General features: G+C 51.2%; 14 protein-coding genes. 13 read left to right on the top strand and 1 reads right to left on the bottom strand.

Features of this window, described 5'->3' with window-relative positions; all coding sequences use genetic code 11:
* The first annotated feature begins 16 nt into the window (after window positions 1-16).
* The 7 genes from FHS16_RS15610 (at window position 17) to FHS16_RS15580 (ending at window position 6,089) form a co-directional block, all read left to right on the top strand.
* Window positions 17-319: a Dabb family protein gene (locus FHS16_RS15610; protein ID WP_183564087.1), complete on the top strand. Its 303-nt coding sequence runs from the start codon at window positions 17-19 to the stop codon at window positions 317-319.
* A 58-nt stretch (window positions 320-377) separates the two neighbouring features.
* Window positions 378-827, top strand: a complete 450-nt coding sequence (nikR, locus tag FHS16_RS15605) for a nickel-responsive transcriptional regulator NikR (protein ID WP_183564084.1) — start codon at window positions 378-380, stop codon at window positions 825-827.
* A gap of 237 nt (window positions 828-1,064) precedes the next feature.
* Window positions 1,065-2,651: an ABC transporter substrate-binding protein gene (locus FHS16_RS15600; RefSeq protein ID WP_183564081.1), complete on the top strand. Its 1,587-nt coding sequence runs from the start codon at window positions 1,065-1,067 to the stop codon at window positions 2,649-2,651.
* A 23-nt stretch (window positions 2,652-2,674) separates the two neighbouring features.
* Window positions 2,675-3,670 (top strand): ABC transporter permease, encoded by a 996-nt coding sequence (locus FHS16_RS15595; RefSeq protein ID WP_183564078.1) that lies wholly within the window; start codon window positions 2,675-2,677, stop codon window positions 3,668-3,670.
* The gene (locus tag FHS16_RS15590) at window positions 3,667-4,527 is read left to right on the top strand and encodes an ABC transporter permease (protein ID WP_183564075.1); all 861 of its coding nucleotides are present in this window, start codon (window positions 3,667-3,669) and stop codon (window positions 4,525-4,527) included. Before FHS16_RS15595 ends, FHS16_RS15590 begins: the two co-directional genes overlap by 4 nt.
* A gap of 52 nt (window positions 4,528-4,579) precedes the next feature.
* Window positions 4,580-5,503 carry an oligopeptide/dipeptide ABC transporter ATP-binding protein gene (locus FHS16_RS15585; RefSeq protein WP_183564072.1) on the top strand — a complete coding sequence of 308 codons (924 nt, stop codon included), beginning with the start codon at window positions 4,580-4,582 and terminating at the stop codon, window positions 5,501-5,503.
* Window positions 5,493-6,089: an ABC transporter ATP-binding protein gene (locus tag FHS16_RS15580; RefSeq protein ID WP_183564069.1), complete on the top strand. Its 597-nt coding sequence runs from the start codon at window positions 5,493-5,495 to the stop codon at window positions 6,087-6,089. The genes FHS16_RS15585 and FHS16_RS15580 overlap by 11 nt, the downstream gene beginning before the upstream one ends.
* Window positions 6,090-6,127: 38 nt before the next feature.
* Here the strand turns inward: FHS16_RS15580 and FHS16_RS15575 are convergent, their stop codons facing one another.
* On the bottom strand, window positions 6,128-6,970 hold the full coding sequence (locus FHS16_RS15575; protein WP_183564238.1) for a helix-turn-helix transcriptional regulator: 843 nt from the start codon (window positions 6,968-6,970) through the stop codon (window positions 6,128-6,130).
* A gap of 126 nt (window positions 6,971-7,096) precedes the next feature.
* Between FHS16_RS15575 and fabF the strand changes: the two genes are divergently transcribed.
* From fabF to FHS16_RS15545, 6 genes are all read left to right on the top strand, one after another.
* Entirely contained in the window at window positions 7,097-8,344 is a 1,248-nt protein-coding gene (fabF, locus tag FHS16_RS15570; RefSeq protein ID WP_183564066.1) for a beta-ketoacyl-ACP synthase II, read from the top strand.
* 91 nt (window positions 8,345-8,435) lie between these two features.
* Complete coding sequence (locus FHS16_RS15565; protein ID WP_183564063.1) at window positions 8,436-10,049, top strand: helix-turn-helix domain-containing protein; 1,614 nt, start codon at window positions 8,436-8,438, stop codon at window positions 10,047-10,049.
* A 145-nt stretch (window positions 10,050-10,194) separates the two neighbouring features.
* Window positions 10,195-11,199, top strand: a complete 1,005-nt coding sequence (locus FHS16_RS15560; protein WP_183564060.1) for a FecCD family ABC transporter permease — start codon at window positions 10,195-10,197, stop codon at window positions 11,197-11,199.
* A gap of 1 nt (window position 11,200) precedes the next feature.
* Entirely contained in the window at window positions 11,201-12,238 is a 1,038-nt protein-coding gene (locus FHS16_RS15555; protein ID WP_183564057.1) for a FecCD family ABC transporter permease, read from the top strand.
* 1 nt (window position 12,239) lies between these two features.
* Window positions 12,240-13,202: an ABC transporter substrate-binding protein gene (locus FHS16_RS15550; protein ID WP_183564053.1), complete on the top strand. Its 963-nt coding sequence runs from the start codon at window positions 12,240-12,242 to the stop codon at window positions 13,200-13,202.
* Between the two features lie 197 nt (window positions 13,203-13,399).
* On the top strand, window positions 13,400-14,479 hold the full coding sequence (locus FHS16_RS15545) for an AI-2E family transporter (protein ID WP_183564050.1): 1,080 nt from the start codon (window positions 13,400-13,402) through the stop codon (window positions 14,477-14,479).
* Window positions 14,480-14,527 lie beyond the last annotated feature (48 nt).

Raw genomic sequence — 14,527 nt, 5'->3', positions numbered from 1 at the left:
AGGAGAGTCCGATTGCATGTTCGAACATTTGGTATCCTTTAAGTTTAAAGAAGCGTTGTCTCCTAGCAAAGAAGCGGAGCTGCTGGAGGCGCTGCATGCGCTTAAGACACAAGTTCCAGGTATCGTCGAGTTGACAGCAGGCCGCAATGAAACGTTGGAGACAGGCAATATTCAAGGCTATATGCTTGGTCTAAGGGTAACCTTCACCGATCGGCAGGCCTTGCAAGACTATGGCCCGCATCCTGCCCACCAAAGCTTCGTAGCGATGCTGGATGGTTTGATCGAGAACGTCATTGTCATTGATTATCCGATTGTGTGAAGGCAAATTTGCACGCTCGAGCACATAAATAAATTAAAGCAGGCAGGGTGTGAAGCATATGGCGGAAAGGGATGAGCTAGTCCGGTTCGGAGTCTCCTTCCCGGCGCCTTTAATCGAGCAGTTTGACCAGTATATTGACGAACAAGGATATACAAACCGGTCGGAAGCCATACGGGATATGGCAAGGCGCTCCTTGCTCGAGCCTTCCCGCATGAATGGGGATGAGCATGTGGCAGGTACAATCGTGCTCGTCTATGATCATCATGTCAGTGATCTTCCGATCGTCTTGATGGAAGTACAGCATCGCTTTCACCATGACATTATCTCGAATATGCATGTTCACTTGAATCATGATCAATGCTTGGAGGTCATCGTCGTAAGAGGCGAGCTCGCACGGCTGCGCTCGCTCCATCGGCAGATTCAAGCGCAGAAAGGCGTTATTTACGCTGAGCTGTCTGTTACCTATGCCGACAAGCATGACGCGTCAAAGGAGCATAAGCATACATAGGGCTGCTTGCGGTTTTGAAGTGGTTAACATTCACAGCTCTAGAGTCATTCTTCCTTCATGGTTCTAGGTTGGTTCATATTGAAGGCTATTTCTATGGTCAGGTCCGACCATGTGAGGTAGTCTTTTTTTATGCGATAATCATGGATAATAGAGCATATTTAATGATATTTTGAATAAAACGTGTTACAATATCCCGTATTCGTGTTACTAAACTTAACATTGACGGGCGGGGTTTTTTTGAAAAAAATAGGGTTAACGATCATTTCTGTTTTGGCTATTCTATTAATCGTAAATGGCTGCAGTGCGGCCAAGCCGACTACCGGCACGACTAAAGCGGATTCGCTTATCGTGGCAATCGGGGCGGAGCCTGATACGGGCTTCGATCCGACAAAGGGCTGGGGACGCTATGGTTCTCCGCTATTCCAGAGCACGCTGCTCAAGCGGGATGATGATTTGAAAATCGAAGGCGACTTGGCAAAGAGCTATGAAGTGAGCGAAGATGGGCTAACCTGGACAGTCCAACTGCGCGGCGATGTCGTATTCTCTGATGGGAAGCCGCTGACGTCCGAAGACGTAAAGTTCACGTTCGATACGTCAGCGAGCAACGGCTCGGCTATCGATTTGACGAATTTGGCAAGTGTAACAGCAGGAGAAAATGAAGTCAGATTTCAGCTTAAGAAACCGCAGTCTACCTTTGTCTATTTTTTGATTACGACAGGAATCGTGCCAAAGCATGCATACAGCAGCTCATATGCGGAGCAGCCAATCGGTTCAGGTCCCTTCACATTTGTACAATGGGATCGCGGACAGCAGCTCATCGTAGAGGCAAATGAGCATTACTACGGCAAGAAGCCATCATTCCATAAGCTGACATTTTTGTTTTTGAATGAGGATGCTGCTTTCGCGGCTGCAAAAGCAGGCAGCGTGGACGTGGCTTATATCCCTTCCGCATTCAGCGGCCAAGAGGTTGCCGGCATGCGGCTGGAAGCGGTGAAAACGGTCGATAACCGCGGCATTGCATTTCCTTATGTGAAAGCAGGCGGAAAAACAGACAAGGGATATGCGATTGGCAATGACGTAACGGCTGATAAAGCGATTCGCCTTGCGATTAACACAGTGATCAATCGTGAACAATTGGTCGAGGGCGTATTGGAAGGCTACGGCTCGCCAGCTTATACCGCAAATGACGGCTTGCCCTGGTGGAACGAGGATACAAAGCTCGAAGATCATGACACGGATGCGGCGCTCCGCATTTTGAAGGACGGAGGCTGGTCAGACAACGATAACGACGGAGTCGTGGAGAAGGACGGATTAAAGGCGGAATTTACGCTGCTGTATCCGGCAGGCGATGTAACGAGGCAATCACTGGCGCTTGCAGCTGCAGAGATGGTCAAGGATGCCGGCATTCGAATCAATGTAGAAGGCAAGAGCTGGGACGAGCTGGAGAAGCTCATGCATGCCAATGCCATTCTGCTCGGATGGGGCAGCCATGATCCGCTCGAAATGTACAATCTTTACAGCAGTGATTTCGGCGGAGTCGATTATTACAATACGGGATATTACAACAATCCGGCAGTAGACAAATGGTTTGAACAGGCACTTGAGGCTCGCACCGAGGAGGAATCGATCGAATACTGGAAAAAAGCGCAGTGGGACGGAAAGACGGGCCTAAGCGTCAAAGGAGACGCGCCGTGGGCCTGGCTTGTCAACATTGATCATCTATATTTAGTGAAGGACGGCTTGGATATCGGGAAGCAGCGTATTCAACCGCATGGCCACGGCTGGCCAGTAACGGATAATATTGAAAGCTGGGGCTGGAAATAACAGCAACGGGAAGAGGATTGCACATGCTGCGAGGAATAGCTGTATTCACGGGTAAAAAAATAATTCGTCTTTTTCTACTGTTGGCCACCGTGAGCATGATTACGTTTGCTCTGGTTGCGATGTCGCCGATTGATCCGGTTCAATCCTATATTGGCGCCGATGTGATGCGCGTCGGTGCGGAGCAGCGGGAAGAAATTGCTGCGTATTGGGGACTCGATAAGCCGTTTGCCGAGCGATTCATGAAATGGGCAGGCGCGCTGATTCAAGGCGACATGGGAACTTCTATGATTTACCGTGAAGCCGTAACAAAAGTAATAGGAGAGCGGTTTATGCATTCGGTATGGCTGATGGCATTCGCATGGACCTTATCCGGTATTATTGGATTCACAGTTGGTGCAGCAGCTGCGCTAAGGAAAGGCTCCTGGCTCGACCGCGTCATTACCGGCTTTTGCTATACGCTTGCCTCAACGCCTGCTTTTTGGGTCGGACTTCTGCTTATGATGATAGTTGCCGTATGGCTAGGCTTGCTGCCTGTCGGGCTAGGCGTGCCAGCCGGGATGCTGGCAGGCAGCGTTACATTCTTCGATTACATCCGGCATATGATCTTGCCGGGCATAACGTTAAGCATCGTTGGGATTGCACCTATCGCGCTGCATACCCGGCAGAAGCTCATTGAGGTGATGGACAGCGATTTTATATTATTCGCCAGAGCAAGAGGCGAACGGGGGGCGCGCCTTTTTTTCAGACATGCGCTGCGCAATATTGCGCTTCCCGCGATCACGCTTCAATTCGCGTCGTTTGGCGAACTGTTCGGGGGGGCTGTCCTTGCGGAGCAGGTTTTTTCTTATCCAGGCTTAGGGCAAGCGACGGTAGAAGCCGGGCTTCGAGGAGATGTGCCCTTGTTGATGGGACTCGTCCTTTGCAGCACGCTGTTTGTATTTACGGGAAATACGTTGGCGGATTACTTTTACCATATCGTAGATCCAAGGCTTAGGCTGGAGAAGGGGGCTAGGAGATGAAGCAAGCATCTTCAGTTGTAACATTAAACGGAGCGAACCGCTGGAATGAACGGCGCAGAACCTTCGCTTCAACGATACTGGCAGCCATTTTTCTTGCTGGTATCGCTGCCTGCAGCTGGCTGCTCGGTTCTTCGGGTTTATCCGTCCAGCTTGAGAACCGCAACCTTGCGCCATCGATGACTCACTTGTTCGGAACCGATTGGCTTGGAAGGGACATGCTCTCCCGTACCGTGAAGGGCCTTGCCTTGAGCATAAAGGTCGGTTTGCTCGGCGCAGCCTGCAGCGTTGTCATCGCAGCGACGATGGGCCTGATGGCAGCTACGCTTGGGCGCACCGTTGACCGAATGATCAGCTGGCTGATCGATGTATGCATGAGCGTGCCGCATCTCGTAATGCTCATACTGATCGCATTTGTATGCGGCGGCGGACTCAAAGGCATTGCGATCGGCATCATGCTCACTCATTGGCCCAGCTTAGCCAGAATCATTCGAGCGGAAGCCATGCAGCTGATGGCAGCCGAATATGTGCTCGTGGCGAGAAAGCTGGGAAGCTCCCGCTTAAAGGTTGCGATACGCCATCTAGCGCCGCATTTGCTCCCGCAATTGCTGGTCGGATTTCTTGTCCTATTCCCGCATGCGGTACTGCATGAAGCCGCGATCACCTTTCTTGGTCTAGGTATGTCGCCGCATCAGCCGGCTATCGGCATCATACTATCGGAATCCATGCGTTATTTGTCTACCGGCATGTGGTGGCTGGCTGTATTCCCCGGTTTAGGACTGCTGCTGACTGTACGGGCATTCGATAAGCTTGGCAATCACCTGCGGCAGCTCGTTGACCCGAGGCATACGCATCTTTAGCATTTAGGTTTGGGATCAGTAGGGCCCATATGGAGAGGAGGAGGCTGGCTCGATGGCACTCTTAGAGGTAACGCAATTATCAATATCATTCCTGCAATATACAAAAGGCAGCCGGCAGCAGACGGTCACCGTCATGGAGAATCTGGACTTGGCTGTCAATGAAGGCGAGATCGTTGCTGTGGTAGGCGCAAGCGGTTCGGGGAAAAGCCTGCTCGCGCACGCGATCATGGGCATTCTTCCGGCTAATGCCGTTTATTCCGGAAGCATCCGATATGGCGGAGAGCTGCTGGATGAACACTTGCTCAGGCAATACCGAGGCAATGAGATTGCGCTTGTACCGCAATCGGTGACCTACTTGAATCCGCTTATGCGCGTAGGAAGCCAGCTTCAGACGAAGCTTGACGGCAAGGCACAGGCAAGTGAACGGAAAGGCCTATTCAAGCGATTGGGACTGGGAGAGCATGTCAATCGGTTGTTTCCTTTCCAGCTCTCTGGCGGTATGGCACGCAAAGTGCTCGTATCAACGGCTGCTCATAGCCGCTCACGGCTGATCATTGCGGATGAGCCGACGCCAGGCATGCATCCCGCGGACGTTGCGGAAGCATTGAGCCACTTCAAGCAGCTGGCAGAGGAGGGCTGTGCGGTACTGTTCATCACGCATGATATCGAAGCGGCCATCCAAATCGCGAATAGAGTAGCGGTTATTTACGCGGGGGCGGTTGTAGAGGTCGCGCCAGCAAGTGATTTCCAGGGTGAAGGCGAGCAGCTGCGTCATCCTTACAGTAAAGCATTATGGCAGGCACTGCCGGGCAACGGCTTTATTCCGATTGCCGGAAGCCAGCCCTCTAAGAGCATGGACCTGCAAGGCTGCCTTTTTGCTGACCGCTGCATGTCGGCTGTTGATTCCTGCATGTCGAAGCAACCCGAGCCGCGCCAGCTAAGAGGCGGAACGGTGAGGTGCCTCCATGCGACTTGAAGGAAAAGGCATCGGCTGGCGCTACGGGAATGGGCCGTGGCTGTTCAGCGACTATGACATTGCGATCCAGCCCGGCGAATCGGTCGGTTTGATCGGTCCAAGCGGCAGCGGCAAAACGTCGCTGGGAAGACTGCTGGCCGGATATGAGAAGCCATTGACAGGTGAAGTGAGCGTTCCGGGACGCAGCCCGAATCATACGGGCTATGACCCGGTCCAGATGATATTCCAGCATCCGGAGCGTGCTGTTAACCCGAGATGGAGCATGGCCCGGACATTAACGGAGGGCTGGTCACCCGATGCTCCGCTTCTGGATGCGCTAGGCATTAAAGACGATTGGCTTCGGCGTTATCCGAACGAATTATCAGGCGGCGAGCTGCAGCGCTGCTGTATAGCAAGGGCGCTTGGCCCGAACACCAAGTTTCTAATTGCCGATGAAATGACGACGATGCTGGATGCGGTCACGCAGGCTCAAATCTGGCATACCGTCCTGGAGATAGCAAGCAAACGTCAAATCGGCTTGCTTGTCATCAGTCATGACCATCTGCTTGTGAACCGAATCTGTTCACGAATTATTCCATTTGGATAACGGTTCAATCATATGAAACAGCGAATTCGAAGCATAGGTTACTCCTGCTTCTCCATCAGCCGGCGCAGCTTCGTTTCCGTTGAAGTCTCGGGCGCCGGCGTATACACGCTGCATCGCAAATCCGCATTTCCCTGCACCTGGAACGAGGTGAGGTGAAACAGCATTTTCCCCGCCTTCGCGTGACGAAATTCCAGCAGTACATCCGGTGCAGAGCTAACCTGACTTTGCTCCCATAAATATTGAAAGTCCGGATGGCTGTTCTTCATTTCCTCAATAAACCGCTCATACCAATCATCCTGAACATATTGACCATAGTAAGCGCGGAAGATAGCTAGAAAGCCTCCGACGAAATGCTCCCAGTTGCCTGCCAGCCTGCGCAGCTCTTTCCGCGTGAACAGCAGCCTTATCATATTGCGCTGCTCAGCCGGAATCGTTTCGAAATCCATGAATACATGCGAGGCAGCCGCGTTCCAGCCGACAATCTGGCAGCGCCGATCAGAGATAATGGTTGGACAGAATCGCAGCTCCTGCAAAATATGCCTTAAGGAAGGCGTTATCTCTGAATGATCCTCATGCAAGGGAGGGGCAACATGACTTGCCTCCATAGCTAATGCATATAAATATTTTCGCTCATCGTCGTTCAACTGCAGCGCGACTGCTACGCATTCAAGAACGGAGCCGGAAACCTTAATCGCCCGGCCTTGCTCGAGCCACGTATACCAGGTTGGGCTTACACCGGCCAACTGCGCAACCTCCTCGCGCCGAAGGCCAGGCGTCCTACGGCGAGTGCCAACAGGAAATCCGGCAGCCTCAGGCGATAGTTTGGCACGCTTTGATTTTAAGAACGAAGATAAAGCTTGCAACCTTGTTTCTTGGTTAATCATATCCGGCAACCCTTCCAGCCTGTTATAGTGGTACTCATTATACTATAATAAACGACAACTTGTAATAGGATAGAAGCTGTGACAAACTACTAACTATAAGGTAGTAACGAAGGAGGAAATAGCATGGAGCGTGTAGTCATAACAGGAATGGGTATTGTATCGCCCTTAGGAAACACTGTAGAGCAATTCTGGAACGGGCTGGTGAACGGCATGTCCGGAATATCCCGGATTGATGCCTTTGATACAAGTAAGCATAAATCAAAAATCGGCGGTGTCGTTCGCGATTTTGATGCGGAAGCGCTGTTCGGACGCAAGGATGCGCGCCGAATGGACCGCTTCAGCCAGTTCGCTGTCGCGGCGGCTGAGCAGGCATTAGCTGATGCGGCGCTCTCTATGGCGGATACGGACCGCGAGCGCGTAGGCGTTTACGTAGGCTCCGGAATCGGCGGTATCCAAACACTGCTGGATCAAGCGGCGGTATTGCAGGATAGAGGACCGGACCGGGTTAGTCCTACCCTCGTTCCTATGATGATCGCGAACATGGCTGCGGCAATGATCAGCATCAGGTTCGGCACGCAGGGTCCATCCATGGCGCCGGTAACCGCCTGTTCGATTGGCAATACGGCCATAGGCGAAGCTTGGAGGCTTATCCGCTCCGGCAGCGCGGACGTCGTTATTGCAGGCGGTTCGGAAGCCGCGATCACGGATATTTCGCTAGCCAGCTTCGGCAACGCGACCTCCGTCTCGACACGGAATGAACAGCCTAGCCAGGCTAGTCGGCCTTTCGACGCGGGTCGCGACGGATTCGTCATGGCGGAGGGCGCCGGCATTCTTATTCTGGAATCGTTCACTCATGCGCAGCGCAGAGGGGCTCGCATTCATGCCGAGGTCATTGGCTACGGAGCCAGCTCAGACGCCTACCATATGGTAGCCACGCACCCTGAAGGGATAGGGGCTTACCAAGCCATGAAAACAGCGCTGCGCGAAGCAGGCCTGGAGCCGCATCAGATTGATGTGATCAGCGCGCATGCAACGAGTACGGATATCGGTGACCGTTCCGAAACGGCAGCCATTAAGAAGCTGTTCGGCGAGCTAGCCAGCCGTATTCCGGTTACGGCGAATAAATCGATGACCGGTCATATGCTTGGCGCAGCAGGCGGAGCCGAGGCGATTGCATTGGTGAAGAGCATGCAGGAGGGCATCATTCCGCCGACGATCAATCAAGAAGAATCCGATCCAACCTGTGATCTCGATTATGTGCCGAATAAGGCGCGCAAGGCGAACATGGAGATCGGCATGTCCAATTCGTTTGGCTTCGGCGGCCATAATGCCGTTATCATATTGAAGAAATATACAGCTGAAATAGATTGATTTAAACGGGACAAATGTTTACAATTGATAATGATTTTCAATTATTGCTGCCAAAAGCAGCGATGCAGCAGCTGAGAGGAGCGGTGCTGAAATGAGCACGCTTGATCATCATTATTGGTTGAAAGACGTTATCTTCGAGATTGGACATGCCGGAAAAGGCATTCAAGCACCAAGCTGGGTTGACGGCTCTACGCCGTTAGCCCGGCATACTTTGCTTTATTTGGCACAGGGTGCAGGCAGGCTGACGGTCAACGGTCAATCATGCGGCTTTGAAAGGGACGCTCTCTTTATATATCCTCCAGGCAAAACCATGTCGGTTGAACTCGCAACGGAGCCGGACAGCGAGCTGTATGTCGTGTCCTTTGATTGGTTTCGATTGGCAGAGCAGACGGATGCCGGCAGGTCCTACATGCGAGAGCTCAGCTTTCCGCTTGAAGGCAGGCTGCAGCTGAGCGGAAGCCTGTTTAAGCGGTATTTGTACCTGCTAGCGGCTGGCGAGGATCAAGGCAGAAGTCCGCTGCTCGCCCAGCAGCATTTGTCCGATTTGCTTCAGATCCTGCTTCAACATGCGAGGCCGGCAGCGGCTAATGAGCTGTCCGACCGCCTGAGATCGACGCTTGACTATATGCAGAACCATTATCGAGAGGAGATCAGGGTCGATAAGCTGGCCGAGCTGGCAAGGCTTCACCCCTCGTATTACTCGCAAATTTTCAAAAAAGCCATGGATAAAACACCCGTTTCTTATTTGACCCATCTGCGTATGAACAAAGCGAAAGAGATGCTTCTCACGACGAATAAGCCAGTCAATGATATAGCAGCTGATGTTGGCTACGTGGATGAGTTTTATTTCAGCCGCCGCTTTAAGGATACGAACGGCTATTCCCCGACAATATATACGAAAAAACAAGATTTGAACATCATATCTCTTTCTTCGCCCTATACCGATCATTTGTTTACGCTCGGTATTGTTCCTTGCGCAGCGCAGGTGCACCGCTACATGCCGCTCGTTACGAAGGCGCTAACGCTGCCCAAGCATGAATCCGAACCCTGGGAAACGAGCCGTCAAGCATTCAGTGACATGCAGCCTGATTTAATCGTGTGCAAGGACAATGTATTGGCCAAAGCGAAAGCCCATATTAACGATATTGCGCCTATTGTTCCCATTCCGTGGGCAAGCAAAGACATTTATACTCATCACTGCGAGATTGCCGAGCTTGTCGATAGGCGTCAAGAATCGCTGCAATGGGTGGATGCCCACAATCAAAAAGCTGACCGGATACGGAAAAAGGTGAAGGCATCGGTCGGTGAGGCCTCCGCTGCGATTTGTGTTGTCCGCAAAAACGATCTCAGAATGTACGGGACAAGAAATATTGGCCATGTGTTCTATCGTTCTCTAGGGATGGCCATGCCGGATCGCATCGCGAACGTCCAAGCCATGCACCGGATCGGCACCGGTTTTAACTGGATTTCCATCAAACCGGATGAAATCACTGATTTCGAATCGGATTATATGTTCCTCGTATGCGAGACTATGCTTGATTACCAGCGGGTGCTGCATCTTCTGGAGACCAATTCGAATTGGAAGAACCATCCTGCTGTAAGGGCGCAGAAACTTCGTTTTTTGGAGTGGGAGAAGTGGATCGTGTATGCGCCTCACGGTATTGACCAACAATTAGAAGAAGCAGAGCGGCTGCTGATCGTCTGACAGCTGCTCGCGGAAGCAATCTTGAAATTATCCATGAGGGAATCTTGAATTATGTCATGTACGGACAAAGCGGGAAAGCTATAATAAAATAATGATAATGATTATCAGTATTATCGATCAAAGGAGGGGCACGAGAGGCTATCAAATGAAGATAAATCATGCACGTATAACAGGATTGTGGTTTGCAGCGGCTGCGGTCGTGCTTCTCCTATCGATAGGCGTAGCGGTTTCCTTCGGCGCGAAGGCGTTTAGCTTAGCTGTCGTATGGGGCTCCGTGTTCGCATATGACCCGGAATTGACCGCTCATCAAATCATGCATGAGTATAGGCTTCCTCGCGTGCTTGGAGCCGCCGTGACAGGAATGGCATTTGCAGCAGCAGGCGCTCTAATGCAAGGCGTCACGCGCAATCCCTTGGCAGATACAGGCATTCTTGGCGTAAACGCAGGCGCAGCTTTTGTAGTAGCGCTTTGCTTTGCCTTTTTGCCGGGTATCTCATATTGGGAGCTTATTCTCATGTCTTTCGCGGGTGCTGCGATCAGCACGCTGCTTATCGTTCTTCTCGGAACAGCCACGCAAGGAGGGCTTCATTCGATCCGATTAACAATAGCCGGCGCCGTCATTGCAGCTATTCTTCATTCCTTCAGCAGCGGCATTGCGATTTATTACGAGCTGAGCCAGGACCTTGCTTTCTGGTATGCAGGCGGCGTCGCCGGCGTGAAATGGGAGCACCTGAAGCTGCTCGCCCCAATTGTACTGATCGTCATTGCTGGCGCGTCGGCAATGGGCAGATCGATATCATTCCTGTCGCTTGGCGATGAGACGGCAGCAAGTCTCGGCGTACATACGAAAACAGTGAAGGTGCTGGGCATGACGGCTGCGGTTATGCTAGCCGGTTCCTCCGTGGCGGTAGCTGGCTCGATCGGTTTTGTAGGCCTTGTGGTGCCGCATATCGCTAGACGGATTGTAGGCGTGGACTACCGAATGCTCATTCCTTTCTCTGCTTTGTTAGGCGGGACATTGCTCATCTGGGCGGATTACGCCTCTCGCATGGTAAACCCTCCCCGTGAATTTGCGATCGGTGCGATGGTAGCGTTGGTAGGCGTGCCGTTTTTCCTTTATTTAGCCCGTCAAGAAAGGCGGGAGCTTTAGTATGGCAAGCGTAGAGCAGAAAAGAACAGCCAAAGCAATCGTAGTCGCGATTGTTCTATTGGCAGCAGCGGCTGCCGTCGTCATCGTAAGCCTAAATACAGGAACGATTCGACTGTCAACTGAAGCGATATGGCGAACGCTTCTTGGCGGGGGAACCGCGGACGAGAAACTTATTCTATTCGAATACAGGCTTCCCCGTATCGTTGTGACCGTGCTTGCAGGTATCGGGCTGGGCATTTCAGGCGCGGTATTGCAGGGAGTGTCACGCAATTCGCTAGCCGATCCGGGCATTCTCGGCATCCATGCGGGTGCTGCACTGGGATTGATAGTGTATGTCTCTTTTTTCAGAAATATGGAAGGTCCGGCTGCGCTGCTCATTCCGTTGTTTACGTTTGCTGGCGGGATTCTGATCGCAGTATTGATCTTCATGCTTGCCTTTGATCGATTTAAAGGGTTAATACCGATCCGGCTGCTGCTGGTCGGCATCGCAGTTGAGGCCGGCGTCAGCGCTTTTACGTTATTTCTATCGCTTCGGCTTGACGAGGACACTTACGCTTTTGCGGCGAGATGGCTTGCTGGCAGCGTATGGGGAAGAGAATGGGTGAATGTGCTGGCGCTGCTCCCTTGGATTGCCTTGTTTGTACCCCTTATTTATATGCGCTCCCGCTCGCTCGATTTATTCGCGCTGGGAGATGAGACAGCTATGGGCGTCGGCAGCCCTGTTGGGCGAAGCCGCTTGCTGCTGACGATCTTTGCTGTAGCTTTAGCCTGCGCAAGCGTATCGATGGCCGGTGGAATCGGCTTTATCGGATTAATCGCACCGCATATCGCAAGGCGGCTGGCGGGTCCGCAGCATCGTCATTTTTTGCCGATTGCAGGGCTTATCGGACTTGTCATTCTAGTCGTTGCAGATACGGTAGGCAGATCTCTCTTTCAGCCGAATGCCATACCTGCAGGCGTTGTCGTGGCAGCAATCGGAGGACCTTATTTCTTGTATTTGCTCTTGCAGTCCAAACCAAACTCTCGGAGGAATCGTTAACATGAATAGAAAATGGCTTGCTTTGTTCGTTTCGCTTATTGTTTTCGTTGTTTTATCCGCATGTGGCGACACGGCCCCATCCAATCAGCAGGCAGCTGAGCAGGAAGCTCCATCGCAGGCACCGACCGAGTCGACGGCTACAGACACGGGAACGGCAGCCCATGATGCAAATGCCAAAATCGCGTCGATGTCGATCCATATTACGAATAATTTGCTCGCGCTCGGCATTAAACCTGCAGGCTCGGTTGTCGGCGGGGATGCAAAGGACTTTCTTCCGCATGTTGTTGATCAGCTGCAGGGTGTTGCTAAGCTTGGCGTCGTAACGGATCCTGACATGGAATCCGTATTGGCGCTGAAGCCGGATGTTATTTATTTGGACGAGGTTTACTCCGGCGATGATCAAGCAAAGTTCGAGAAGATCGCACCATCAATCAGCATTGATATGGATCAAGGGACTTGGCGCGACCATCTGAACCGAATCGCTCAGCATGTCGGCAAAGAGAAGGAAGCGGAAGCGTTCATAAAGGAGTACGCCGATCAAGCAGAGCATGTCCAAACATTGATCCACACGGAGCTGGGGAAAGACGCGAAAGTGATGGCTATTCGCATGACGGCAAAGGAGCTGCGGGTGATGGGGATGAAACGTCCCTTAGGACCTATTCTATTCGAGGATCTTGCTCTTAATCCGGCAGCTGGCGTGGAGAAAATAACTGAAGAGCCCTACGCCGTAATTTCACAAGAGGTGCTGCCTGATTTTGACGCGGATGCCATCTTTGTCATTATTAGCAAAGGCAGCGAGGCGAAAGCCAGATTCGACGAGCTTGCAACTAATAGGGTATGGCAAAATCTGAAAGCCGTGAAAAATAACCATGTTTATGTGCTAGACGGACAGAAATGGCTGGATTACTCATCTATTGGGCATCGCATGGCTTTGGATGATGCTGAAAAACTATTCGCGAAGTAAAACCTGTTATGAAGTGGACTGCTGCTCGGGGAAGGAAGTACCCCGGGCTGCGGTCCATTTTTGTTAACAGCGTTTCATAGACGGCGGGCAGGGGTAAAAGGTACGTAACCTATTTTGATTATTGATGCTTAAGGCAGGGGGAAAAGAGGAAGCAGGGCGCTAGATCCGTCAATATAAAAAGAGAAGAGGGTGTGCGTATGGCTAGGCATAACCGGTTCATCCGTTGGTGTATTACAATTATTTTAATGTTAATTATTATTTATTTGGGATCGCGTGTTGATTTTATTTTCAGGCCAATCCTCTCGTTGTTCAGCATGATAATTATCCCGCTTATGCTCGCGGGTTTTTTCTATTATTTGCTTAGGCCGCTTGTGAACCTCATGGAGCGGCGAAAGGTGAACCGCACGTTGGCGGTTTTGTTTATTTATTTGGCTTTCGCCCTAATTATGGTCGGCTTCAGCATCGGTGTATGGCCTTCGCTCCGAACGCAGCTTGTCAATTTGGTTGAAAATGCCCCAAGCTTATTCACGACCTTGAGCGAGCAGGTCTCTGAGCTTGAGCATAACGGCTTCATTTCGTCGTTTTTGCCAGAGAATTCAAATCCGCTCTCCAAGCTAACCGAATATTTGAATCGGGGCTTTACGCTTTTGACTGATTATCTGTCAGGCATGCTGACGTTCTTTTCAAATTTTGCAATTGTGTTGATTACGTTCCCTATTCTCCTGTTCTATATGCTAAAGGAGGGAGGGAAATTCGGCGAGCAGATCGTTCGATTTATTCCCAAACGGTTTCGCCGTGATGGCTCAGAAGTCATGGAGGATATCGATCATATGCTCAGCAGCTTCATCGTAGGCCGTGTTATCGTAAACGTAGCACTCGGCATTCTGATGTATGTCGGCTTCCTGTTTATTGATCTGCCCTATGCCTTATTGCTAACGGTTGTTGCCGTCATACTGAACTTTATCCCGTTTATCGGGTCATTCCTTTCTTCTGTTCCCATCGTTATTATTGGTTTCATAGAGTCGCCGTCGATCGCGATCTGGTCTATTGTCATCATCACGGTTGCCCAGCAGATACAAGATAATTTGGTGGCTCCCTACGTTTTTGGCAAGCAGCTCGATATTCATCCGCTTACCACGATTATATTGGTGCTTGTCGGCGGGGATATTGCAGGCATTTTAGGTATTTTGCTTATTATTCCGATTTATATGATCTTGAAGATCGTGTACCGCAAAGTATATGCGCTGTTTTTTAAGGAGCAATGGGAAAATGCCTGACACAAAGATGACATAAAGGATGCTTAATGGCTCTTCATTTGATATAAT

The sequence above is a fragment of the Paenibacillus endophyticus genome, from assembly GCF_014192395.1.
Classification (GTDB): domain Bacteria; phylum Bacillota; class Bacilli; order Paenibacillales; family Paenibacillaceae; genus Pristimantibacillus; species Pristimantibacillus endophyticus.
Note: the sequence above shows the minus strand (reverse complement) of the source record. Positions and strands in the feature narration are given on the sequence as shown.